Origin of the sequence: Pseudomonas edaphica (assembly GCF_965277385.1) — a bacterium.
GTDB lineage: Bacteria > Pseudomonadota > Gammaproteobacteria > Pseudomonadales > Pseudomonadaceae > Aquipseudomonas > Aquipseudomonas edaphica.
This window is the reverse complement of sequence record NZ_OZ255725.1, coordinates 1,009,379-1,031,648: the sequence shown is the minus strand read 5'-3', so window position 1 is coordinate 1,031,648 and position 22,270 is coordinate 1,009,379. Positions and strand designations below refer to the sequence as shown.

Sequence of the window (22,270 nt, the reverse complement as noted above, 5' to 3'; positions counted from 1 at the left end):
CATGACCATCACGCGGCATAATTATTTCTTTCGCTCTATATGGGGTAGTTCATTATTGATTACGCCTTTAGATTCTGCTTCAGCGCAGGTTATAAAGGATGCTGCTACTACCTGGTCCTTTTTATTAAATGCTACGTAAAAAGGGGAGGTTTTCTCTCCGTTCGCTAACGTGAAGTCGTAGCAGGTTCCCTGAATCATCTTCGTAGGTTGTGTTTTAGTTGGTTGTTTTCCTACGGCCATGACAGATTTTTTTGTCGCTCTTTCATCTTCAGTAGCAGCTTTCACAAGTGGGTCCGAACTGAAAGACCTCAGTGTATCCACTGCGTCTAATATTGAACAACCACTTAGCATAAGTGTGGTTAAAGCTGATGCTGCCAGTATTTGTGCCGACTTCATATTGATTAATCCTTATCCAAGAAAACAGGTCTCGCCAGTGGCAATCCCAGGTTTTTCACTCTCATCACCTTAGGGTTGTCAAGGCTTAGCGAGCGTTATACTATAACGATGAATCGATTCATCTTGCAAGGCTTGATGGAGCTGCACTCTGAAGCCGCTGGTACTAGCTCAGTGAGCAGCGGCAAGGTCTGTTCCTTTGGGCAGGACTGAAAAGAGGCTCTTTTAGGGTAAATCCCAAAGAGGGGGTAAACGCTCATACGGTTTTCGATGACGCTATGGAAGACGGCAGACTGCGGCCCAAACGGACGGAGCAATCCGCTCCATCAACTGAACGTGGTGAGTTGTGGCTGGCATACCAGCGACTTTGGCCGAAGCTTCTGATTGGCGCTTGCGGGATATCATTTGCAGTCACAGCCATAACTGGTGAATTCAAACATTGGGTACTAGTTGAGGCTTTTGGAGTGGCTTGCTTGGTTTTAGATACAGTTCTGGATGATTTGTAGGGGGATTGGATTGATCTACAAGTCGTTAAAAGCGTGGCTGTACGAATTCTCTCAAGAATAAATTAGAAGAGGGTGCTTATGCATAAGCTATTTGCTGTATTTGGCTGTTCTTTTATGCTGTTGCCGGGGTCCGCGATGGCTATCAATGATTTTTGGGCTGAAACGATATCCTCCGGAACAACCTCAGCGACGACCTATTTGACCTCGCGAGATAAGAAGTTGGTTTTGGCTACCGAAGACGATGCTAACTGCTTCGTAGCTAGCGATGGTGCGATTAGAGGCCCGTATATTGAGGCTTCGATTAGGGAGTTTCGCAGCTCTCATCCGGAAATTGTGATAAGCGACATCGATCTGGCCAAATCTATACTGGTGCGTACGCAACAGGTGAGTATGCGTCCTTAGAGGAATGGAAAAGTCTCGATATATCAATAATATATATGTAAATATTATTTCTGGAGCATTCGATGAAAAGAGCCCTATTGCTAACTATGGTATTTAGCAACACAGTCGTGATATCTGGTTGCACAGCAAATGACTGGATCAATGCAGCAGGTGAAACGATGAAAGCCAGGGACGCCTACGATAAAAAAGTTATGAGCGAGCGTTTGAGGAAAGCGAATTCCGCTGCCATGCAGAAAAAATAGTCCGAGAGCTTTGAGAGTCACACCGGCATTCTGGCAGTGAATCGCTGGGCTGCGTCAGCATGGGTTTTTCGCGTCGCTCTTTTGTACATGCTAGTGTTCTCGCCAAACCAAAGAGGGAACGACATGCGGATTTTGATAGCGACGGTAGCGGTGGCGATGCTGGCAGGGTGTGCCTCATCGGCGATCTCGGTGCTGGATGCCAAGCCGGTCCCGTCGGACGAGGTTTATGCCTTCCAGACTAAACCAGCTGGCGAGAGTGGAAAAATCACCGTGGTGCGCGACTCCGGCGCGGTCGGCTCTGGTTGCGACATTGTTGTTTATGTCGACGGCCGCAGGGCTGCAAAAATCGGTACTGGTCAGCGGGCTACATTCTACCTTCCGCCGGGATCGCCCAATCTCGGCGCTGGCCTGGCGGGCTCTGGCTTGTGCGCAGGCGCCGCAATTCGAACGATCGCGGCGACGGTGCAGCCTGGAAAGGAAAGCCTGTACCGTATCAGTGGCGACATGGCCGGCTTCTACATTGGCCCCTATGTCGATTACAACTGAACCAAGAAAGCCATGAAGCCGCCTCCGGGCGGTTTTTTATTGTCCGGAGAAAGTGATGCAGGCATCAGCGATCAATTACCAACCTATGACAACGATTCGACTTCACGGGCAACTCCGTCAGTTCGGGAAGTCCTTCAGGCTCGCGGTAAAGTCGCCCGCCGAGGCCATCAAGGCACTATGTGTGCAAATCCCGGGGTTCGAGCGGTTCCTGTCTAACGCCAAGTCGCGCGGGCTTGAGTTCGCTGTGTTCCGCGATAAGCGCAATATAGGCGAGAGGGAGTTGAGCTATAACGGCGCCGGCGACATCCGCATTGCCCCCGTGGTTGTAGGCAGCAAGCGCGGCGGTATTCTTCAAACCATCGTCGGAGCAATTTTGATTGTTGTGGGTGTGATTTTTTCAGCAACGCCTTTCGGCACACCGCTTATCGGCGCAGGTATCGGGCTCGTCGCCGGCGGCGTAATCCAAATGCTCAGCCCGCAGGCTGGCGGACTCAAGACCAGCGCCGCCCCCGAGAACACGCCTGGCTACGCCTTCGGCAGTGCCAAGAACACAACGGCATCCGGTAACCCAGTACCGCTCTGCATCGGCGAGCGCCGCTGGGGTGGGGCAATCATCAGTGCCGCCATCTTCGCAGAAGACCAGATGTAGCCAATACCTGAACCACCGAAGCCGCCCCTGAGGCGGTTTTTTATTGCCTGGAGAAAAGCATGGGCGCAGCACGCAAGATTGACATCCACGGCGCCAAGGGCGGCGAAGAGAAACCAAAAACGCCAACTGAGGCCCCGGACAGCCTGCGCTCCGTTGCCATCGCCAAAATGTTGATCGCTATAGGGGAGGGTGAGTTTGAAGGCACGCCTACGGCGCGCGACATTTATCTCGACAACACCCCACTGCAAGACCCCCAAGGCAACATGAACTTCCCGAACGTGAAGTGGGAGTGGCGTACTGGCGCGGTCGACCAGACCTATATCCAGGGTATTCCATCTGTCGCGAACGAAACAACGATCGGCACCGAACTGCGTAGCGGTACTCCGTGGGTCAAGTCCATCAGTGACACCCAGCTTTCCGCCGTGCGTGTTCGCTTTGCGTGGCCGGCACTCCAGTCCGTCGATGCCAGCAACAACATCAACGGGTACCGCATTGAGTACAAAGTTGAGTTGGCCACTGACGGCGGTGCCTACCAGCAGGTATTGAGCGAGGCTGTCGACGGCAAAACAACCAGCCTATACGAGCGCAGTCGCCGTATTGATCTGCCCAAAGCGAACACTGGCTGGCTGATGCGAATCACGCGACTGACAGCCAACAAAAATAGTCCTGCCAAATTCTCCGACACCATGCAGATCGCCGGCTTCACCGAGGTGATCGACGCGAAGATCCGTTACCCGAACACCGCGTTGCTCTACATCGAGTTCTCGGCTGAGCAGTTCCGCAGCATTCCGGCGGTAACTGTGGGCTGCAAGGCTCGAAAATGGTCGGTGCCGAGCAACTATGACTGCGCATCGCGCACATACAGCGGCGTGTGGGACGGTACCTTCAAGGAGGCCTACACCAACAATCCGACCTGGGCGACGCTTGGCATTACCACCAACGACCGCTTTGGCCTTGGCCGCCGCATAAAGCCTTGGATGGTCGACAAGTGGGAGCTTTACCGGATCTCGCAGTACTGCGATCAGTTGGTGCCGGACGGAAAGGGCGGTATGGAGCCGCGCTTCATCTGCAACTTGAACCTGCAGAGCAAGGCCGATGCCTGGTCTCTGCTGCGTGACATCTCCGCCATTTACCGAGGCATGACGTACTGGGCCCAGGGCCAGGTGTTCACCCTGTCGGATATGCCACGCGCGACTGACTTCGACTTCGCCTATACCGGCGCGAATGTCATCACCGAGGGGCGACAGCCGTTCATTTACTCCAGCGCGTCGGAGCGCACTCGTTACACCAGGGCGCTGATCAGCTACGACAACCCGCTGAACAACTACGACACAGACGTCACTGCTGTGACTGACCAGAAGCTGCAGCGGCGCTACGGCGACAACCCGCTGGAGATCAGTGCGATTGGCTGCACGCGCGAATCCGAGGCCCAGCGCCGTGGCAAGTGGGCGCTGCTGACCAACTCCAAGGACCGGGCCGTTACCTTCAAGGTAGGCCTCGACGGTCGAATCCCGCTGCCTGGGTACGTGATCCCGATCGCGGACGAACTGCTGGCCGGTCGGCCGGTGGGCGGGCGTATCTCAGCGGTGAACGGCAAGGTCATCACCTTGGACCGTGACACGCAGGCCAAGTCCGGCGACCGACTCATCCTCAACCTGCCAGATGGCAAGTGTGAGGGGCGTACCGTTCAACTGGTCAGTGGACGGCAGGTCACCGTAACCGTGGCTTATTCAGTGGCGCCAGAACCCGAGCTGGTGTGGGCGTTGGATGCTGACGACTTGGCCATCCCGCTGTATCGGGTCGTGAGCGTGGCCCGGCCAGAACCTGGTGTATTCGAGATCTCGGCGGTGCAGTACGACCCAAGCAAGTTCGCGCACATCGACACCGGTGCTCGCCTGGAAGAGCGTCCAATCAGCGTGATCCCGATCACCGTGGTACCGGCGCCGGCCAGCGTCACGTTGACGTCGAGCTGCGCCGTGAACCAGGGCATCGCCATCAGCACTATGAACATCTCTTGGCCCGCCGTTGCTGGCGCGATCGCCTATGACGTGGAGTGGCGCAAGGACAGCGGCAACTGGATCAAGGTGCAGCGTACCGGCTCTACCAGCGTCGACATCACCGGCATTTATTCGGGCGCGTACATCGCCCGCGTGCGGTCGGTGAGTGCGTTCGAAATCTCGTCGATCTGGAAAAGCTCCAACCTGACCAACCTGGAAGGAAAGGTAGGCCTGCCGCCAGCGGTGTCGTCCCTGACCACCACCAGCGAGCTGTTCGGCATCAGCATCAAGTGGGGCTTCCCACCCGGTGCAGAGGATACCCAGCGCACCGAGCTGTGGTATGGCCCGGCGAATAACCTGCAGGCTGCGACGAAGCTGGCCGACCTGGCCTACCCGCAGGCCGACTACCGCATGCAGCAACTGCTGGCAGGCGCCACGTTGTTCTTCTGGGCGCGCCTGGTGGATCGTACCGGAAACATTGGGCCGTTCTACCCGGTGGTGAATGGCGTGATGGGCCAAGCCAGTTCGGACGCTGGGCCGATTCTGAACATGCTCGCCGGTAAGATCAGCAAGACTGAACTGGGCCAGGACCTGCTAAGCGATATCAACAAAATTCCAGGCCTGCAGGATCAGATCGACGCACTCGACGACATCCTGTTGTACGACGCAGCGAAAACCTATGTCGCTGGCGACACCGTTCGCCAAGGGCAGCGGCTGTATCAGGCCATTGCCAGCGTGCCGGCCAACAAGCCACCACCGAATGCTACCTACTGGCTAGACGTGGGGCAGACCGTTGGATCTGTCGGGGCCTTGGCGCAACAGGTCGCGCTGAACAAAACCAGTATCGAAACCGTTGACGGCAAGGTAACTGCGCAAGGTTCTACGCTAAACGTGCTTCGAGCCGCCACCAGGGACGATAGCGGCAATGGTGACAAGATCGACGCGCTGAAGGGATGGGCCAGTACGGCATCAATCGCCACGCAAGCGAAGGTAATCGCCTCAAACGAGGAAGCATCAGCCCAGCGCACCACGACCCTGGATGCCAAGGTAAACCAAAACGCCGCCAACGTGACGCTTCTGGAAAGCACGGTAGCCACCAATAAGCAGGCCTCTGCTCAGCAAGTAGCCCAGGTCAGCGCAGAGGTGGCCACCAACAAGGCCGCAATCCAGCAGACCACGTCAGCGCTTGCCGATACCAATGGCAAGCTGTCGACGATCTGGTCGGTGAAGATGGAAACCACGGCCGGCGGGCAGAAGTACGCCGCGTCTTTCGGCCTGGGTCTACAGGTCGATCCTTCTGGGGTGTCGTCGCAGTTCGTGGTCAGGGCTGACACGTTCATGTTGCTCAACTTGGCCAATGGCGTGCCGGTTTCGCCGTTCTCGGTCACTGGCGGCCAGACTTTCATTAAGTCCGCATTCATTGAAAACGGCAGTATCAACATGCTTAAGATTGGCCAGGCTCTGCAGTCTGATGACTACGACCCAGGACTTAAAGGTTGGATTCTTAAGAGGGACGGTACCTTCGAAATTAACGGCATCGTCGCCGGTCAGGGGCGTTCCGTTATGACAAACCGCTCGCTGAGATTCTGGGATGTAAACGGAGTTAAGCGTGTACAACTTGGAGATCTGAGCGAATGAGTTCTGGTATTAGAATTTGGAGTGCTACAGGCAATCTAGAGCTAGATGAGAACTCGTTTACCGTAAGGGTTGTTTATTCGGCGCTCGTTACAAACTCTGGACGAAATGTCTACATCCCAATTGCAGGGGTAAGCCCTTCTACTCACACAGCGATTTGCCTACCGAATGTGGCGTGGTCAAACAGTAACGATGGGCAGAGCGCCGCTGTATCGCAGTTTGATGCGCAAGTTCTTCAAGGAGGAGTAACGGTTTGGTTTTCTAATAGAAACATGCCTAACGGACGAATTGGGGTTGGTACTCAAAGGCTATTAGTATTGAGGTACAGGTGATGGCGTACGGGCTGGAGTTTAAAAATGGATCAGATGTTGTAACGTTGGATTCTGAATTTTCAAGGCTGGTCGTATTGTTCTCGGCAAGGTATTCAGGTGGGGCCAGCTTTCCCGTCCCGATTACCTCTGCGGAACCTCCGTTAATTTTTGCCAAACCGGACGGAAATGGCGCATTCCAATGGATAAGAATGCTAGGTGCACCTGGTAACTGGACGGGCTGGCTAAATCAATCAAGCACTCCCGGCACATATTTCATAGCAGCTTATGAATCTAAACCGACGGCCAGTTATGGGATGAGGCTATGGGACGGGGGCTCAAAACTACTATTTGATAATGGAACCCCCTGCGCACAAATTACCAGCGTCATAACGGGGTGGAATTATTTGGGTGCTACCAATACATCTGTTGGTCGGTGGACGTTTACATGGAATGCATCTGCACCTTTGAGTGCTGGGAATTACATGCTGATAAACAATATTGCATATGATCTTCCTGGGAATGATACGTTTTCGAAATTGAGCTGTGGTTGGAATTACGCCAGTAACGTGGTTACAGCAGTTCTTCAGAATATTGGGGATTTTAGGGGTGATAGCTTCTTTGTTCCGTTGATATTCGCGAAACCAATAGCTTGATTTAAGCTAACAAAATTTATGCCGCCCTGAGCGGTTTTTATTGCCTGGAGAAAATTATGGTTTGGCAAAGAGCCGGAACAGTCGCTGTGCAAAATGGCAGCACCACAGTCGTCGGAACTAACGTAGATTTTGCGGCGAGCAGCAGGAATGGCGATTCATTCGTTGGCCCGGACGGGGCTACATACGAGGTGGCCAACGTCGCCAGCGCTACGGTTATTTCAATCCTGCCAGCATATAAAGGCCCGACAGTAAGCGGTGCCGCCTACGCCATCATGCCCGTGCAGGGCTACGACAAAATGCTGTCGGATGCCTTCAACAACCTAAACAACCAGTTCGGGCCGAAGCTGGCAGCGCTGGGGACAACGGGCAACTACGATATTTTGCCTGTTGACAAGGGCGGAACTGGAAACACAACCGGCACAGCAACTAAACTGGCAGCCGCTGCAATCACTGGCACAGTATCGCAGTCCGGCGGGGTGCCTATTGGCGCCCTGATGGAATACGGATCTAATAACGCCGGAGAATACTGGCGTTACGCGTGTGGAATGCAAATATGTGTGAACGTATTCAGTTTAACTGTTGCGCTTACAGCGCTGTCTAATGGCGTTTATTACGCCGAGACCGGCTTTGCAATGCCAGCCGCATTTGTATCTGGAAGCAACCCACAGTTTCGGTTTTGCGCACGGCTACCAGGCTCGATTGTATGGAGCGAGTTCAGTAGCTGGAATGGAACAGTTGCAAACATGTTCATCATATCTGGTGCGTCCACGCCATCTTCAAGTATTTCTGTGAGGATGCTGGCTGTTGGGAGGTGGTTCTAATGATAATTAAGTTATCCGCTCAACGCCGTGACGATGAATTAAAAATCACGAAACGGGGCGACGTGCTAACTATAAACGGTGAGCGATTCGACTTTCGAGAAATTCCTGAGGGGGCGGTGCTCCCGAGTTCGGCAGTTGATTGTGAGTTCGTTATCGGTGACATCACGCGCATGAATGGCGACCTCATCCTCACATTACTTCTACCGTGCCGTCAGGACGCTACGGCCGCTGCAAACTTCCCCGCCGATATCGTCAGTCCGCCTGACGGGAACGTGAGTCTTCCCCAATGAAAAACATTGATTTCAGCAAGATGGTGACTGTCGAACAGCGTCAGAAAGAAGACCGCCGGGCAACGCTAGAGGCTGTCCTGGCTTCTCGCCGGGCCGCATACCTGGCCGAGTCTGATCCGCTTCGCCTGGAGGCTGACTACGACGCACTGAGCCAGGGTCTCGAACCAGACTATGCCGCGTGGCTTTCCTCCGTGGCCGCCATCAAGGCGCGTTTCCCGCTTCCGGGGTCTGAATACAGCACTGAAGCCTGATCTTCCGCAGAACACCACAGCCGCCATTGAGCGGTTTTTTTTCGCCTGGAGAAAAGCTATGCCCATCACTGCAACCCGCGGCGCGCGCAACAATAACCCCGGTAACATCGACTACAACCCAGCCAATCAATGGCAGGGCCAACTCAAACCAGACCCAGCCATCGAGAAGCGTTTCGCCCGGTTCGATACGCCTGAGAATGGCATCCGCGCCCTGGGCAAGGTGCTGCTGACCTACCAGCGAAAGCATGGCTTGAAGACGGTAAAGGCGATCATCAGTCGCTGGGCGCCGGCCGTGGAGAACGACACCGCGGCCTACGTGCGTGCCGTCGAGGCAAACATAGGCACCAGCCCCGGCGCCGAGGTTGACCTGACGCAGCCGGCGGTGATGTCCGGTTTCGTCAAAGCGATTATCCACCACGAGAACGCAGGGTTTGCCTATCCTGATTCGGTGCTGGCGGAAGGCGTGCGGCGGGCGCTGGCATGACTCCGGTGCAGAAGCTGGCGAGCCTAGTGCTGCTGACCCTGGTGCTTATGGCGGCCACCGCCGGCGTAACCTGGCAGGTGCAGGATTGGCGGATGGGCAAGAAACTCGAGGAGCAGGCCGGCCTTCACAAGGATGACCTCGCAGCGATCAGTAATGCCGCCGCCGCCCAGGCCCGCGCCGAGCAGGACAAGCGCCTGGCCACCGAGCAGCAACTCGCTGCCTCCGACAAACAACACACCCGAGAACTATCCGATGCTCAACGCAACCAGGCTCTTTTGCGCGATCGCCTTGCCACTGCTGATGTGCGGCTGTCAGTCCTCCTTGCCGACGATCCAGCCAGTGGCTGCAACTTGCCTGCCGCCGCCGGCGCCGTCGGCGTGGTTCATGCAGCCCGTCGAGCCCAACTTGACCCAGCGCATGCGCAACGAATTATCGCCATCACCGACGATGGGGATAACGCCGTGATCGCTTTGCGGGCGTGCCAGGCGTATGTCAGGGCTGTGGCCCCCTAAGCACGCTCAGTTCCAGCAAGAGCCGCTGATTCTCCCTGAACAGGTCATCCCGCTGGTCGGCAACTGACTCGAGCGCCCGGACCTTGCCGTCCAATTCCCACGTTTCATGATTCAGTCGCGCAATGTTGTCGAGTGCCTTCTTGAGTTCTGCCTCGGCTGAGGCCTTGCCGGTGACCAGCAGGTCGCACATCTGCACCAGTCCGGCAATGTTGCGGCGCGCCTCGGTCAGCCGCTTCTGGGTCGCGGTCAGCTCGTCCTCGAGCAGTGCGCACTGGTGTTGGTACATTTCCAGGGGCGTAGGGCATCCAAGCCACTCGCAGGTGTCTTTGTCGAGGTTCATGATGGGTCAATCCGAATGCTGTATGTGCATACAGTAATCGAGGTGTTGCCGGGGTGCGATTCGAGGCGACGAGAGGCAGTTAGTCTGGCGCCATGAGAACGGCCAGGGTCAGCTTGATGAACTCTTCGTTCTCATCGATGGTGTGCAAGGCGCCGCGCACATTCTCAGCCACGTCGGCAGAGCCGCGCTGCTCTACCCAGTTTGCTATTTCCACGATGGAAGCCTCAAGGGCCAGTTGGTTTTCGTAAAGCTTTGAGAGCAGTGAAGGGAGTAGGTCGGAGTTTGGCATTGGCGTTCCTCTGGTGGAGAGGGACAGCTTAGCAGTCGGTGTATCTGGGGAGTTTGTGTTAGGTCGGCAGGACGCCAGTGGCGGGATTTCGTCTGTGAGTTTCTTCCCCAAAACGCAACCGTTTTGACCAATGTTTATTGGGTTCAGAAGAGTCGCAAAAGTGGGTGTTGTATGAAGGTGTTTTCAGATTCAAGGCCTTGATTTTAAAGGCCTTGAGCGTTTCTTATGCTGCATCCCAGGCATTAACACCATAATTAATGTCTCAGAAGCATAGGGGCTGCGGGCTGAGCCGCCACAAGAATTTTGCTGGATGCCTTGGAAAACCGGGGGTGGAGGGGCTTGAGCAAATCGCCCCGAATTGAGTGCCACTATTTAGCCTTCTTTTTGTTCGATTTTTCAGGTAGTTTCGCAAGCTTCAAAAAAAGGAGCTGTTATGAAGGCGTTGTATGTGGTTTACGGAATCGTTCTGCTCGGAGCCCTTGGGGTGGCCTACAACATGTACTCCTCTCTGCAAAAGGTCGAGCAAAACGCAATTAGTTGCTTGAAGCTTGAGATGCCGGAGCAAGATAAATGCTTTGAAAAGGTCGGGCGTCAGGCTGCAAATCTGGACAAAGCAGTCAAGGCCATTACTGGGCAAAACTGACCTGTCACTGTGGGAATATACAGCCCTAAGTTATTGATTCTTATAGGGCAAACTGCGTGTTTTGGCTTCCGCTAAAATAGGCCTATTTCCTCTATATATCATTAGCTTACGTTGCTTGCGTGGTCACCTTGACATGGTGGAGCGCTTACATGATCCGGTGCTCCGTGAGAGCACCGGAGGATGTCAATTATTTGCCTTTAGGTGCCGCGTTCCCGCGTCCACCTCCAGATGGTTTCCCGGTAGTGCTCGGGAGGTTAGCTACCGCTGGTGCTTTCGATCCGCCAGATTTTCCTGAACTGGATACTGCCTTTCCGCCGCTTGATTTTGACATGACCATCTCCTTGGTTACGCAAAGTGGAGTTGCACTTCCACGATAGATGCTTTTTTGGATAGCGCTAATTCTGGAGTGGAGCGTACGCAAAACTCCTGCTACAGCCCCGGGATGAATGGCTAGGGATTTGGCGTCACAAGGTCAGCCCACTCCTGCATCATGGATTTGCGCTGCTCCAGGTATGCTGCGTGGTTGTATACGTCACGAATGAAGCTACTGTCTGCGTGCGCAAGCTGGCGCTCAATCCAATCCCGGTTATATCCGCGCCCGTTCATCTCAGTGGAGAAGAGGTGGCGGAATCCGTGGGGTGATTGTTTGCCAGTCAACCCGCACAGTTCCATGACGTTGTTGGCGTAGTTGGTTCCGATCGGTGCTGTAGGGTCGCTGCGATTAGTGAAGACATACCTAAGCCCGCCGGTTATGGGTAGCATGTCTTTCAGCAATTCGACGGCCTGGGTTGGCAGCGGTACCGCGTGCTCGCGCCGCGCCTTCATCTTCGCCGCCGGCGTTGTCCAGATCGCGGCATCAAGATCGATTTCAGACCATTCTGCGTGCCTGACCTCGCCAGGGCGTGAGGCCGTGTAGATCATCAGCATAATAGCCGATCGTAACTGGTGGCCGGACACGCATTGTTGAATGCTGGCGATGGTCTTGGGTAGTTCGCTGAACGGCAAGAATGGATGAGGCCGGTTCTGCGCGCCTTTCTCGGTGACGGCATGCATCTCAGCTGTAGGGTTCGATTCAATCAGCCCGGTGGCGATCGCATAGCTGAACACCTGGCCCATCCGCTGCCGAACCTTTACCGCCGTGACTACAGAGCCGCGCTTTTCGATGCGTCGTATCAGGCCGATCACGTCGGCGCGCTTGATGGCGTCGATCTGCCGCCCGCCAAATGTTGGAAGCACATCCAGTTCCATCAAATTGCTGATGATCCGGTAGGTGCCCGGCGATATGCTGCCCTTCCTGAATGCCAGCCACTCATCGTACACGCGGCGGAATGTCCGGCCGCCAGCCTCAATCAGTCCTGCCTTCTTCTCCTTCCTTGATTCGCGCGGGTCTACGCCGCGCGCAATGTCTTCCCGCGCCTCATCTCTGCGAGAGCGCGCTTCCTTCAGGCCCGTTTCCGGGTATGTTCCAAAAGAAATCCTTGCCTGTTTTCCAAGCCATGTGAACCGAAAGTGCCAGCTTTTGATTCCACTGTTCGCCACGTAAAGCGAAAGACCCAGGGAGTCGGGGAGGGTGTATGCCTTTTCCTTTGGCTTGGCCTGTCTGGCCGCTGTGTCCGTGAGTGCCACTAGTACATCCTCTCAAAACCATTTTCAATGTACTGGATGATGTACTAACTAATTGCCATTGGGAAGGTATCGTGTGGTACGCGGTGATACTCAAATGCTTTTGTTTGTTGGGTTGTACGGAGGGAATTGGGAAGGGGTGGTTTCAGGCGGGAGGCTACCGTGGAATCTTTGAAGATTTCCACAGTATTTTCAGCTCGGTCAGGTATCTGGCAGGCGGCGAGTTTAACAGTTTGATCCTCTGCCGCGCATACCGCTGGGTTACAGCGCTTGCAGCCGCTCGCCCAGCCCACCATTGTCCGCCAGTTGCAGGAACTCATCCCCCAGCCGTCGGCTTTCGCTCATCGCGGTTTGCCAGTATTTGTTGCGGCTAGAGTCATCGCCCATAAAGCGCTTGAAGTCGCTGCGGTCCGGCAATTTCCCATGGGGCAGACGGGCCAGGTAGTCTTTGGAGGGCGCCAGTAGCAGCACATCCTGCAAGCCTTGTGGATTACTGCGTCGCCACGGCAGGCCCTTGTCGAACCAGCCGGGGATCACCCGGTCGGTGAAATGCGGGTACAGCACAATGTCGTCGCCGTGATAGGGCAGGTCGAGGTGATAGTCCAGCAGGCCACCGTCGCGGTAAGTGCCCGTGCCTGCGCCGGGCAGGTCGCGCACGCCTTGCATCACCATGGGGATGGATCCGGAGGCCAGCAGCGCCTGGCGCAGGTTGCCCACCTGCAGGTCGAGGAAGCGCGAGGGAAAGTCCGTCAGCGCATGCACCGGTGGCGCCTGGCGCGGGTCGTGGATGATCAACCGCTCAAAATGCCGCGACAGCCGCGCACGGCCACGCAGATTGTCGGCAATCACCGACGACAGGCCCAGCCCCAGTCGCCCACGGTGGTCATCGGCGAGCAGGCCGTGGCTCTTGACCACCATGATATTCAGGCGATAGTCGGGGTTGTCCAGCACCCGCGCATCGCGGCCGGCCAACAGGTCGTCGAGCATGCGCTGGCAGCTGTGGCTGACTTCGGCCATGGTCACGCCCTTGGCAAAGCGTTGTTCGTTGTACAAGCGGCCCAGGTCCAGCAGGCCTTGCACCGGGTCGGGCAGGCACGCACTGGCAAACCGCCAGGAGCCGATGGACGCGCCGATCAGTGCACGCTCACGCGGCGCGCGCGGCAGCCAATCGCCGAACAGCGCCAGGTCCAGGCCTTGAATGCCCAACGCCTTGGGGCCACCGGCCGCACCGGGTAGGATACCGACATCCGCCGGCGCAAGGCCTTGCTCGCGAATGCGTGTGAAAGCGCGTTTGCCGGCCTTGAGGGTCAGCGCGGGAAACTTGATGTGGATGGCAGTCATACAGGTCTCGGTTGCAGCGAACAGGCAATATAAGAGAATTCTTGCAGCGATGGGTAAGGTTGCCGATTGAAAATTGCCATGGTGGCAATTCAGTTTCAGTTAAGTTGTCACGGGTACCGTGGTGGCCCATGTCCCGCATCGGGCCGCCCTCAAGGAACATCAGGATACGTAATGAAGGTAAATCTACGCGCGGGCAGTCAGGTGGCGCTGGTATTGCTTCTGAGCAGCGCCAGCCTGTCGGCCCATGACCTTGGTCAGGATGAAGCCCTGCGATTGCGTCAGGAGGGCGTCATCGCGCCGCTGGAACAGTTGCTGGGGCCGGCGCTGGAGCGCTACCCGGGTGCCAAGCTGCTGGACGCCGAACTTGAGGAGCACAAGGATCGCTCGGTGCGCTATATCTACGAAATCGAACTGTTGACCGTCGAAGGCGTGGTGCGCGAAATCGAGCTCGACGCCAGTACCGGTAAGCTGCTCAAAGATAAGGAAGACGACTGATGCGCCTGCTTCTGGTGGAAGACAACGTACCGCTGGCTGATGAACTGTTGGCCGGTCTGCAGCGCCAGGGCTACGCGGTCGATTGGCTGGCCGATGGGCGCGACGCCGCGTATCAAGGCCGCAGCGAACCCTATGACCTGATCATCCTCGACCTCGGCTTGCCGGGCCTGCCGGGCCTGGAGGTGCTCGCGCAATGGCGCGCCGCGGCCTTGGCCACGCCCGTGTTGGTGCTGACCGCGCGCGATTCCTGGGCCGAACGTATCGAAGGGCTCAAGGCCGGCGCCGACGATTACCTGAGCAAACCCTTTCACCCCGAAGAGCTCTACCTGCGCATCCAGGCGCTTCTGCGCCGTTCCCACGGCCAGGCCAACCAGCCGACGCTGCAAGCCGCCGGCCTGCACCTGGATGAAGGGCGCCAGTGTGTGCTGCGCGATGGCGACGAGATCCAGCTGACCGCCGCCGAATTCCGCCTGCTGCGCTACTTCATGCTGCACCCGGAGCAGATTCTGTCGAAAAGCCATCTGGCCGAACATTTGTATGACGGCGAAACCGAGCGCGACTCCAATGTGCTGGAAGTGCACGTCAACCACCTGCGCCGCAAATTGGGGCGCAGTGTGATTGAAACCCGGCGTGGCCAGGGTTACCGGTTTGGCGCCGCCCCGGCATGAGGTCGATTCAACGGCGTTTGAGCCTGGGTCTGATCAGCGTCATGGTGGTGGTGGGCGTGGTGCTGGCGCAAACCAGTTTGTGGTTGTTCGAGGCCGGTTTGCAGCGCTACCTGGAAGCCGGGCTGCGCAACGACAGCGAGAACCTGCTGGCAGCACTGGTGCGTGGGCCTGAGGGTGTTCATTTGGATGAGCAGCGTCTGTCACCGGCCTATCAGCGACCGTTTTCCGGGCATTATTTCCGCATTGATTTTGCCGACGTTCACTGGCGCTCCCGCTCGCTGTGGGACCAGGAACTGCCGCGCCTGACCGAGCCGGGGCTCAAGGGCAACCTGCAATTGGGGCCGGAACGCCAGCAACTGCTGGTGTTGCGTTCGGACTACAAGCGTTTCGGCCAGTCAATTTCCATCAGCGTTGCCCAGGACTACACGCCCGTGCGCGAAAGCTTTCGCCTGATGCGCCAGATCGGCCTGATCATCGGCTTGGCGGCGCTGTTACTGGTGCTGATCCTGCAACGGGTCACCGTGCGCCGCGCCTTGCGCCCGCTGGAGACGGCACGCAACCAGATTGCCCAACTGCAACAGGGCCGGCGCTCGCAACTTGATACCCAAGTGCCGCTGGAACTGGAGCCATTGGTGGCGCAGATCAACCATCTGCTGGCCCATACCGAAGACAGCCTCAAGCGCTCACGCAATGCTTTGGGCAACCTCGGCCATGCGCTGAAAACCCCATTGGCGGTGCTACTGAGTGCGGCCTCCAGTGAAGCGCTCAAGGACCACCCCGAAATCGGCAAGCTGCTGCGCGAGCAGCTTGACCAGGTGCAACAACGTCTCAACCGTGAACTTAACCGCGCCCGCCTGGCCGGTGAAACCCTGCCCGGCGCGCTGTTTGACTGTGAAAAAGAACTGCCCGGCCTGCTGGCCACCTTGAGCATGATCCACGGTGAACACCTGGACTTGAGCTACCACGTCGACCCCGGCCTGCAATTGCCCTGGGACCGCGAAGACCTGCTGGAACTGCTCGGCAACCTGCTGGATAACGCCTGCAAATGGGCGGATGCCGACGTGCGCTTGACGGTCAGCGAAACCCCGCGCAGCTTTCTGCTGGCAGTCGAAGACGACGGCCCCGGCATCCCGCCGGCTCAGCGTGAGCAAGTGCTCAGCCGGGGCGCGCGTCTGGATGAGCAGATTGACGGCCATGGCCTGGGGCTGGGGATCGTGCGGGATATTGTCGAGGTGTGGGGTGGTACGTTGCGGTTGCAGGACAGCGAGCTGGGCGGGCTCAAGGTGCTGATCGAATTACCCAAGCGTTAACACCGAACAAACTGTGGGAGCGGGCTTGCCCGCGACTGCGGTCTATCAGTAGATACATCGGCTGCTGAACCACCGTCATCGCAGGCAAGTCGAATCGTCGCACCGCCGCTCCCACATTGGATGCCCTTCACCTTGAAGCGTTACACCCTAAACTGATCCATCAACCCCTGCTGCTGATTCGCCAGGCTGTTCAACGCCTGGCTCACCCGCGCCGATTCATTCGCCTGCTCCGACAGCGATTCAGTCACATCCCGTATCGTCGCCACATTGCTGTTGATCTCTTCGGCCACGGCGCTTTGCTGTTCGGCGGCGCTGGCGATTTGCAGGTTCATGTCGCTGATCACCGTGACCGCCTCACCAATCTGACGCAAAGCGGTGACCGCCTGGCCGACCTGTTCGACACTGCCTTGGGCCTGCCGATAGCTATTGCCCATGGAGCCAACCACGTCGGTGGTGCCGCTTTGCAGGTGCTCGATCACCAGGCGGGTTTCTTCTACCGACTCCTGGGTGCGCTGCGCCAGGTTGCGTACTTCGTCGGCGACCACCGCAAAACCACGCCCAGCCTCACCGGCGCGGGCGGCTTCGATGGCGGCGTTGAGTGCCAGCAGGTTGGTTTGCTCGGCGATGCCGCGAATCACTTCCAGCACCGAACCGATCTTCTCGCTATTGGCCGCCAAGCCTTCGACCTGGGCCATGGCGGTGCTCATATCCGCCGCCAGGTTGCCGATATTGGTGGTGGTGCGGTCGATCACACTCAAGCCGTCGCGTGTGGCCTGGTCGGCATCGCGTGCGGCGTGTGCCGCCTGGGCAGCACTGCGGGCGACGTCCTGGGCGGTGGCGCTCATTTCGTGGGAGGCGGTGGCCACTTGGTCGACCTGACGGTATTGCTGCTCCATGCCGGCGCTGGTTTGCGTGGCGATTTCGGCGGACTGGTCGGCAGTGCCACGGGCGTCCTGCACCGAGCGTTTCACTTGGGCAATGATCGGTTGCAGCTTGTCGAGGAAGCGGTTGAACCAGCCGGCCAGTTGGCCCAGTTCATCCTGTTTGTCGTAGGCCAGGCGGCGGGTGAGGTCGCCTTCGCCGCTGGCGATGTCTTCGAGCATGCGTGCCACGCCGAGGATCGGCCGGGTCACGCTGCGGGCCATCAGCCACACAAGCACTAAGCCAACCACGGCCGCCAGCAGGCCCAGGCTCAGTTCCAGCAACGTGCCACGGGCGTTGTCCGCGTCCAACTGCGCCTTGAGTGTTTCGGCGGGGCCGACCAGGACTTTTTCCGGCACATCCAGCAACACGCCCCACGGCTTGCCGCCGGGAATCGGCGCGAAGGGCGCCAGCACCTTGAGTTGATGGTCGGTACGCAGGCTGCTGGTCTGGGGGTTACTGGCCAGTACGCTGATCAGTTGCGCGCCGCTGGCGCTGTCGACCTGATCCAGACGCTGGCTGAGTTTGCCGGCGTCCGGGCTGTAGCCGGCGAGCAAACCGGTGGGGCTGAGGATGCTGACCTGGGTCTGGCCGTCATACAGCTTCTGGCTGGCCTGTTGGCTCACGGCCTGCAGGCTGTTGAGGTTGATGTCCACCGACAGCGAGGCAATGACTTTGCCGTTGACCATCAGCGGGAAGACGATGCTGGTCATCAGCACGTTTTGCCCGTCGATCACATAAAAGTACGGTTCGATCACGCAGGGTTTCAGCGTAGTGCGTGGGCAGGTGAACCAGGCGTTAGCCTTCTCGCCGCTGGGGCCGACGCTGATGTCGGCCATGTCGCTTTCGGGTAGTGACATGGAGGTGAGTTTGCCGGGTGTGGGCTGCGACCAGTAGAGGGCGAAGCGGCCTTTGTCGTTGCTGCCCAGTTCTGCCTGATTGGCGAACAACTCGTCCTTGCCGTCCAGCGCATTGGCCTCAAACACCAACGACAGGCCGAGCAGATCGGGGTTGGCTTGCAGGGCGGCCTTGACTTGGCGGGTCAGGTCTTCGCGGGTATCGAAGGCGTCGAGGAAGCGTTTTTCCGCCTGCTCACGCAAAAACAACACTTGGCGCGAAAAACCATGGCCGTACTGATAGGCGTCCATGAATTGCTGGCGAATGCCCAGCGCCTGCACTTCACCTTGGGCCTCGATGCGCGCCTGGGCGGACGCGTCGAGCATCTGCATGCTGGACGCTTTGACCTGTTGCGAACTCTGCTCCATGCGAAAAAGCGACAGACCCACCAGCAGGGTCACGATCCCCAGCAGGCACAGGCCCGCGAGCAGGGTGATTTTCCATTGAATGGAGAGCTGTCTAAGCGACATCGAGGAGCATCCTTAACCTGAAAACACAGAGAGTCTTTGTATCGGCTGCCTTTCACGCTTCTTTATTCTGTGGCGAGGGAGCTTGCTCCCGCTGGCGCTCCAGTGCGCAGCGCTCCTGTTTTTTTGGGGCTGCTGCGCAGCCCAGCGGGAGCAAGCTCCCTCGCCACAGTTTTTGACATGACGGCCCGCCTGCGGCAAAGTGCGCGCCCTCTAATAAGACCTCTTAAAGCCTGCACACGGACGCCACTTGATGGCCGCCCGGTCGCGGGCCTGTCTGTTTTTTATGTTTTTTGCTTGAGGTAACCATGATTAACGCAGTCATCGCCGCGGTCGGCACCATGCTGGTGCTCAGTTTGTCCCGTGTGCATGTGGTCATCGCCATCATCGTCGGCGCCCTGGTCGGTGGCTTGACCGGCGGGTTGGGCATCGAGGCCACGCTCAAGGCTTTTAACGGCGGCTTGGGCGGCGGCGCGACCGTGGCGTTGTCCTACGCCTTGCTCGGCGCTTTCGCGGTGGCGATTGCCAAGTCCGGCCTGGCGCATGCCTTGGCGGACAAGGCGCTGCTGTTGGTCGATCGCCAGGAAGCCACCGGCGGAAGTCATGTCAAATGGCTGCTGATTGGTCTGTTGTGGGTGGTGGCGATTGCTTCGCAGAATATTCTGCCGATCCATATTGCGTTTATCCCGCTGCTGGTGCCGCCACTGCTTTACGTGCTGACCAAGCTGCAACTGGACCGCCGGCTGATCGCCTGCGTGATGACCTTCGGCCTGATCACGCCCTACATGTTCCTGCCGGTGGGCTTCGGCAATATCTTCCTTAATCAGATCCTGTTGGCCAACGTGGCCAAGAGCGGCGTGGACATCAGCCAGGTCAACGTCACTCACGCGATGGGTTTGCCGGCGTTGGGCATGGTGGTGGGCCTGCTGGTGGCGGTGTTTATCAGCTACCGCAAAAAGCGTGTGTATGACCTGGAAAAAATCGAGCGCGTCGAGCAAGTAGCCGTGCAGTACAACCCGCTGACCCTGCTGGTGGCCGGGCTGGCAATTGCCTCGGCGTTTATCATTCAGTTGTGGCTGGATTCGATGATCATCGGCGCCCTGGCTGGGTTTCTGATCTTTTCGGTGTCGGGCATTGTGCGCTGGCGCGAGACCGACGACCTGTTCACCGAAGGCATGAAGATGATGGCGATGATCGGCTTCATCATGATCGCCTCATCGGGGTTTGCCGAAGTGCTCAAGGCCACCGGTGACGTGCGCTCACTGGTGGAAGCCTCGGCGGCATTCATTGGTCATAGCCGTGGTGTGGGCGCGCTGCTGATGTTGCTGGTGGGGCTGTTGGTGACCATGGGCATTGGTTCGTCCTTTTCTACGGTGCCGATTCTGGCGGCGATTTTTGTGCCGTTGTGTGTGCAGCTGGGCTTCAGTCCGTTGGCGATTGTGTGCATCGTGGGTACGGCGGGGGCGCTGGGCGATGCCGGTTCGCCAGCGTCGGACTCCACGCTCGGCCCGACTTCCGGCCTGAATATTGACGGCCAGCATCACCATATCTGGGACACCGTGGTGCCGACCTTCCTGCACTACAACATTCCGTTGCTGGCGTTTGGCTGGTTTGCCGCGATGACCCTCTAGTATCTGGAACAGGTTCAATTGTGGCGAGCAGGCTTGCCCTGCGTTGGAGCGCGAAGCGGTCCTGAATCCAGACACCTCGATCTACCTGGCGTGTTACGGCGCCTGAAAAGGGGGCTGCTACGCAGCCCAACGCAGGGCAAGCCTGCTCGCCACAACAGTCCAGTCGCCACTTAGCCAAGGTGTCCTACAGATATTTCGCCACTGGCCGTTAACCTCTCAAGTCGCCACGAATAAGAGAGAAAAGCCATGCGTCTGAGTTTGAAGGCCAAAGTCCTGTCCCTGGCCGTCGTGCCTGTGTTGTTGTTTGCCGTGGTCATCAGCCTGACCACGGTGTGGATCCTGCAGGGCCAGGCGCGCAATGAGGTGGATGAAACCCGCCAGCGCCTGCTCAATGACGCCAAGGCCACGCTGCAAAGTTATGTGGAAGTGGCGATGACCACCATCAAGCCGCTCTACGACGCGGCCGCCCCCGGCGACACGGCGGCGCGGGCGCAGGTAGTCAAACTGTTGTCCAACACCACCTACGGCAAGGACGGCTACTTCTTCGGCTACGACTCCGAGACCATCCGCCTGTTCAAGGGCAACAGCCCGGACGGCGTAGGCAAGAGCTTCAAGGACAACCGTGACCCCAACGGTGTCTACGTCAACCGCGACCTGGTCAAGGTCGGCAAGGACGGCACCCACTACCTGCAATACAGCTCGACCCAGCCCGGCCAGACCGAACTGGTGCCCAAGCTTGGCTACACCGAATACCTGCCCAAGTGGGACATGGTGATTGGTACGTCGGTGAACCTCGATGGCATCGAAGCCCAGGTGGCGGTGGTCGAGGCCAAGGTCGAAAAACGCATGGAAGGCGTGCTGCTGAGCATCCTTGGCGTGGCGGTGGTGGTGCTGCTGGTGATTGCTGCAGTGGGCATGTTGGTGGCCAATACCATCTTGCGCCCACTGAGCCTGATGAAAGCCAACCTCGACGATATCGCCGCGGGCGAGGGCGACTTGACCCGCCGCCTGGCCATCACCAGCCAGGATGAGTTGGGGGACTTGGCCGGCGCGTTCAACCGCTTTGTCGACAAGATCCACGGCCTGGTGCGCCAGATCACCGAGATGACCGCGCAACTCACCGGGCTGGTCAGCCAGGTGTCCGATCAGGCCCAGCGCTCGGAAACCGCCATGGAACGCCAGCGCCACGAGACCGATCAGGTGGCCACCGCAATCAACCAAATGTCCTCGGCGGCCCACGAAGTGGCGCGCAGTGCCCAGGGCGCTGCGGTGGCCGCGCAACAGACCGACGCTGAAGGCCAGGCCGCCAAGCGGGTAGTGGATGGCAGCATCGCACAGATCCATGCGCTGGTGAACGACATCCGCAGCAGCGGCGTGTCCCTCGACAGCTTGCAGCAGGACGTGTCGTCGATCGTCAGCGTGCTCGGCGTGATCCGCTCGATTGCCGAGCAGACCAACCTGCTGGCGCTCAACGCCGCCATCGAAGCCGCACGGGCAGGCGAGGCTGGTCGCGGGTTTGCGGTGGTCGCCGACGAGGTGCGTGCGCTGGCCAGTCGCACGCAAACCAGCACCCAGGAAATCCAGGGCATGATCGACCGCCTGCAAAAAGGCACCGTCGCCGCCGTGGATGCCATGCGCCGCTCCAGCGATGCCGGTGATGGCACTTCGGCCCAGGCCAACCAAGCCGGCGCGTCGCTGGATACCATGGCGCAGTTGATTGGCACCATCAACTCGATGAACGCGCAAATCGCCAGCGCCGCCGAAGAGCAGACCGCCGTGGCCGAAGAGATCAACCGCAGCGTGCATCAGATTGCCGTGGCGGTCGACAGCGTGGCGGATGAAACCCAATTGGGCGCGCAAACCTCGCGCAGCCTGGCGGACCTGGGCCAGCGCCTGGGGCAGTTGGTGGGGCAGTTCAGGATCTGATCAACCCTGGCCTTAGCGTATGTTTGC

The 22,270-nt window shown here is 58.2% G+C and carries 21 protein-coding genes and 3 pseudogenes; 17 read left to right on the top strand and 7 right to left on the bottom strand.

Features of this window, described 5'->3' with window-relative positions:
* Positions 1-21: 21 nt before the first annotated feature.
* Entirely contained in the window at positions 22-396 is a 375-nt protein-coding gene (locus ACQY47_RS04290) for a hypothetical protein (protein ID WP_428555981.1), read from the bottom strand.
* A gap of 581 nt (positions 397-977) precedes the next feature.
* On the opposite strand from ACQY47_RS04290, the gene ACQY47_RS04285 reads away from it, so the two are divergent.
* The 10 genes from ACQY47_RS04285 (at position 978) to ACQY47_RS04240 (ending at position 9,692) form a co-directional block, all read left to right on the top strand.
* Positions 978-1,301: a DUF2388 domain-containing protein gene (locus ACQY47_RS04285; protein ID WP_428555978.1), complete on the top strand. Its 324-nt coding sequence runs from the start codon at positions 978-980 to the stop codon at positions 1,299-1,301.
* Between the two features lie 62 nt (positions 1,302-1,363).
* Entirely contained in the window at positions 1,364-1,543 is a 180-nt protein-coding gene (locus ACQY47_RS04280; protein ID WP_428555975.1) for a hypothetical protein, read from the top strand.
* Positions 1,544-1,666: 123 nt separating this feature from the next.
* The gene (locus ACQY47_RS04275) at positions 1,667-2,089 is read left to right on the top strand and encodes a hypothetical protein (RefSeq protein WP_428555972.1); all 423 of its coding nucleotides are present in this window, start codon (positions 1,667-1,669) and stop codon (positions 2,087-2,089) included.
* A 55-nt stretch (positions 2,090-2,144) separates the two neighbouring features.
* Positions 2,145-2,738, top strand: a complete 594-nt coding sequence (locus ACQY47_RS04270; protein WP_428555969.1) for a tail assembly protein — start codon at positions 2,145-2,147, stop codon at positions 2,736-2,738.
* 59 nt (positions 2,739-2,797) lie between these two features.
* Complete coding sequence (locus tag ACQY47_RS04265; protein ID WP_428555966.1) at positions 2,798-6,373, top strand: host specificity protein J; 3,576 nt, start codon at positions 2,798-2,800, stop codon at positions 6,371-6,373.
* Positions 6,374-6,701: 328 nt separating this feature from the next.
* On the top strand, positions 6,702-7,334 hold the full coding sequence (locus ACQY47_RS04260; protein WP_428555963.1) for a hypothetical protein: 633 nt from the start codon (positions 6,702-6,704) through the stop codon (positions 7,332-7,334).
* A 56-nt stretch (positions 7,335-7,390) separates the two neighbouring features.
* Positions 7,391-8,155, top strand: coding sequence for a hypothetical protein (locus ACQY47_RS04255; protein WP_428555960.1), 765 nt, complete (start codon positions 7,391-7,393; stop codon positions 8,153-8,155).
* 286 nt (positions 8,156-8,441) lie between these two features.
* Positions 8,442-8,696, top strand: coding sequence for a hypothetical protein (locus ACQY47_RS04250; RefSeq protein ID WP_428555957.1), 255 nt, complete (start codon positions 8,442-8,444; stop codon positions 8,694-8,696).
* 58 nt (positions 8,697-8,754) lie between these two features.
* On the top strand, positions 8,755-9,180 hold the full coding sequence (locus ACQY47_RS04245; RefSeq protein WP_428555954.1) for a structural protein: 426 nt from the start codon (positions 8,755-8,757) through the stop codon (positions 9,178-9,180).
* Positions 9,177-9,692 (top strand): lysis system i-spanin subunit Rz, encoded by a 516-nt coding sequence (locus ACQY47_RS04240; protein ID WP_428555951.1) that lies wholly within the window; start codon positions 9,177-9,179, stop codon positions 9,690-9,692. The genes ACQY47_RS04245 and ACQY47_RS04240 overlap by 4 nt, the downstream gene beginning before the upstream one ends.
* Here the strand turns inward: ACQY47_RS04240 and ACQY47_RS04235 are convergent.
* Positions 9,673-10,032 (bottom strand): hypothetical protein, encoded by a 360-nt coding sequence (locus tag ACQY47_RS04235; RefSeq protein WP_428555948.1) that lies wholly within the window; start codon positions 10,030-10,032, stop codon positions 9,673-9,675. The two genes, ACQY47_RS04240 and ACQY47_RS04235, sit on opposite strands and share 20 nt — an antisense overlap.
* Positions 10,033-10,111: 79 nt before the next feature.
* Entirely contained in the window at positions 10,112-10,321 is a 210-nt protein-coding gene (locus tag ACQY47_RS04230; protein ID WP_099489483.1) for a hypothetical protein, read from the bottom strand.
* A 433-nt stretch (positions 10,322-10,754) separates the two neighbouring features.
* On the opposite strand from ACQY47_RS04230, the gene ACQY47_RS04225 reads away from it, so the two are divergent.
* Complete coding sequence (locus ACQY47_RS04225; RefSeq protein ID WP_428555945.1) at positions 10,755-10,964, top strand: hypothetical protein; 210 nt, start codon at positions 10,755-10,757, stop codon at positions 10,962-10,964.
* A 450-nt stretch (positions 10,965-11,414) separates the two neighbouring features.
* Here the strand turns inward: ACQY47_RS04225 and ACQY47_RS04220 are convergent, their stop codons facing one another.
* A complete protein-coding gene (locus ACQY47_RS04220; protein ID WP_428555942.1) occupies positions 11,415-12,590 on the bottom strand; it encodes a tyrosine-type recombinase/integrase in 1,176 nt (391 codons plus the stop codon).
* A 258-nt stretch (positions 12,591-12,848) separates the two neighbouring features.
* Positions 12,849-13,928, bottom strand: coding sequence for a patatin-like phospholipase family protein (locus ACQY47_RS04215; RefSeq protein ID WP_017135295.1), 1,080 nt, complete (start codon positions 13,926-13,928; stop codon positions 12,849-12,851).
* A gap of 171 nt (positions 13,929-14,099) precedes the next feature.
* Here ACQY47_RS04215 and ACQY47_RS04210 point away from each other — a divergent pair, with 171 nt between their 5' ends.
* The 3 genes from ACQY47_RS04210 to ACQY47_RS04200 are packed head-to-tail and all read left to right on the top strand — an operon-like array spanning position 14,100 to position 16,401.
* Positions 14,100-14,423 (top strand): PepSY domain-containing protein, encoded by a 324-nt coding sequence (locus tag ACQY47_RS04210; RefSeq protein ID WP_017135294.1) that lies wholly within the window; start codon positions 14,100-14,102, stop codon positions 14,421-14,423.
* Positions 14,423-15,091 (top strand): response regulator transcription factor, encoded by a 669-nt coding sequence (locus ACQY47_RS04205; protein ID WP_017135293.1) that lies wholly within the window; start codon positions 14,423-14,425, stop codon positions 15,089-15,091. Before ACQY47_RS04210 ends, ACQY47_RS04205 begins: the two co-directional genes overlap by 1 nt.
* Positions 15,088-16,401: a sensor histidine kinase gene (locus tag ACQY47_RS04200; RefSeq protein ID WP_017135292.1), complete on the top strand. Its 1,314-nt coding sequence runs from the start codon at positions 15,088-15,090 to the stop codon at positions 16,399-16,401. The genes ACQY47_RS04205 and ACQY47_RS04200 overlap by 4 nt, the downstream gene beginning before the upstream one ends.
* A gap of 140 nt (positions 16,402-16,541) precedes the next feature.
* Here the strand turns inward: ACQY47_RS04200 and ACQY47_RS04195 are convergent.
* Positions 16,542-17,051: pseudogene (locus tag ACQY47_RS04195) on the bottom strand (methyl-accepting chemotaxis protein); the annotation flags it as partial.
* A gap of 348 nt (positions 17,052-17,399) precedes the next feature.
* A pseudogene (locus ACQY47_RS04190) lies at positions 17,400-17,546 on the bottom strand (HAMP domain-containing protein); the annotation flags it as partial.
* Between the two features lie 1,451 nt (positions 17,547-18,997).
* Here ACQY47_RS04190 and ACQY47_RS04185 point away from each other — a divergent pair.
* The 3 genes and pseudogenes from ACQY47_RS04185 (at position 18,998) to ACQY47_RS04175 (ending at position 22,243) form a co-directional block, all read left to right on the top strand.
* Positions 18,998-20,317 carry a Na+/H+ antiporter family protein gene (locus ACQY47_RS04185; protein WP_169987274.1) on the top strand — a complete coding sequence of 440 codons (1,320 nt, stop codon included), beginning with the start codon at positions 18,998-19,000 and terminating at the stop codon, positions 20,315-20,317.
* Between the two features lie 246 nt (positions 20,318-20,563).
* Positions 20,564-21,385 (top strand): annotated as a pseudogene (locus tag ACQY47_RS04180) (cache domain-containing protein); the annotation flags it as partial.
* A 36-nt stretch (positions 21,386-21,421) separates the two neighbouring features.
* Positions 21,422-22,243 (top strand): methyl-accepting chemotaxis protein, encoded by an 822-nt coding sequence (locus tag ACQY47_RS04175; protein WP_395600994.1) that lies wholly within the window; start codon positions 21,422-21,424, stop codon positions 22,241-22,243.
* Positions 22,244-22,270: the final 27 nt, after the last annotated feature.

Excerpts from the sequence above, each read along its gene's own strand:
- ACQY47_RS04230 (WP_099489483.1), bottom strand. The coding sequence starts at position 10,321 with ATGCCAAACTCCGACCTACTCCCTTCACTGCTCTCAAAGCTTTACGAA.
- ACQY47_RS04215 (WP_017135295.1), bottom strand. The coding sequence starts at position 13,928 with ATGACTGCCATCCACATCAAGTTTCCCGCGCTGACCCTCAAGGCCGGC.
- ACQY47_RS04205 (WP_017135293.1), top strand. The coding sequence starts at position 14,423 with ATGCGCCTGCTTCTGGTGGAAGACAACGTACCGCTGGCTGATGAACTG.
- ACQY47_RS04270 (WP_428555969.1), top strand. The coding sequence starts at position 2,145 with ATGCAGGCATCAGCGATCAATTACCAACCTATGACAACGATTCGACTT.
- ACQY47_RS04285 (WP_428555978.1), top strand. The coding sequence starts at position 978 with ATGCATAAGCTATTTGCTGTATTTGGCTGTTCTTTTATGCTGTTGCCG.
- ACQY47_RS04280 (WP_428555975.1), top strand. The coding sequence starts at position 1,364 with ATGAAAAGAGCCCTATTGCTAACTATGGTATTTAGCAACACAGTCGTG.
- ACQY47_RS04175 (WP_395600994.1), top strand. The coding sequence starts at position 21,422 with ATGACCGCGCAACTCACCGGGCTGGTCAGCCAGGTGTCCGATCAGGCC.
- ACQY47_RS04255 (WP_428555960.1), top strand. The coding sequence starts at position 7,391 with ATGGTTTGGCAAAGAGCCGGAACAGTCGCTGTGCAAAATGGCAGCACC.
- ACQY47_RS04260 (WP_428555963.1), top strand. The coding sequence starts at position 6,702 with ATGGCGTACGGGCTGGAGTTTAAAAATGGATCAGATGTTGTAACGTTG.
- ACQY47_RS04245 (WP_428555954.1), top strand. The coding sequence starts at position 8,755 with ATGCCCATCACTGCAACCCGCGGCGCGCGCAACAATAACCCCGGTAAC.
- ACQY47_RS04235 (WP_428555948.1), bottom strand. The coding sequence starts at position 10,032 with ATGAACCTCGACAAAGACACCTGCGAGTGGCTTGGATGCCCTACGCCC.
- ACQY47_RS04275 (WP_428555972.1), top strand. The coding sequence starts at position 1,667 with ATGCGGATTTTGATAGCGACGGTAGCGGTGGCGATGCTGGCAGGGTGT.
- ACQY47_RS04240 (WP_428555951.1), top strand. The coding sequence starts at position 9,177 with ATGACTCCGGTGCAGAAGCTGGCGAGCCTAGTGCTGCTGACCCTGGTG.
- ACQY47_RS04290 (WP_428555981.1), bottom strand. The coding sequence starts at position 396 with ATGAAGTCGGCACAAATACTGGCAGCATCAGCTTTAACCACACTTATG.
- ACQY47_RS04265 (WP_428555966.1), top strand. The coding sequence starts at position 2,798 with ATGGGCGCAGCACGCAAGATTGACATCCACGGCGCCAAGGGCGGCGAA.
- ACQY47_RS04225 (WP_428555945.1), top strand. The coding sequence starts at position 10,755 with ATGAAGGCGTTGTATGTGGTTTACGGAATCGTTCTGCTCGGAGCCCTT.
- ACQY47_RS04200 (WP_017135292.1), top strand. The coding sequence starts at position 15,088 with ATGAGGTCGATTCAACGGCGTTTGAGCCTGGGTCTGATCAGCGTCATG.
- ACQY47_RS04250 (WP_428555957.1), top strand. The coding sequence starts at position 8,442 with ATGAAAAACATTGATTTCAGCAAGATGGTGACTGTCGAACAGCGTCAG.
- ACQY47_RS04210 (WP_017135294.1), top strand. The coding sequence starts at position 14,100 with ATGAAGGTAAATCTACGCGCGGGCAGTCAGGTGGCGCTGGTATTGCTT.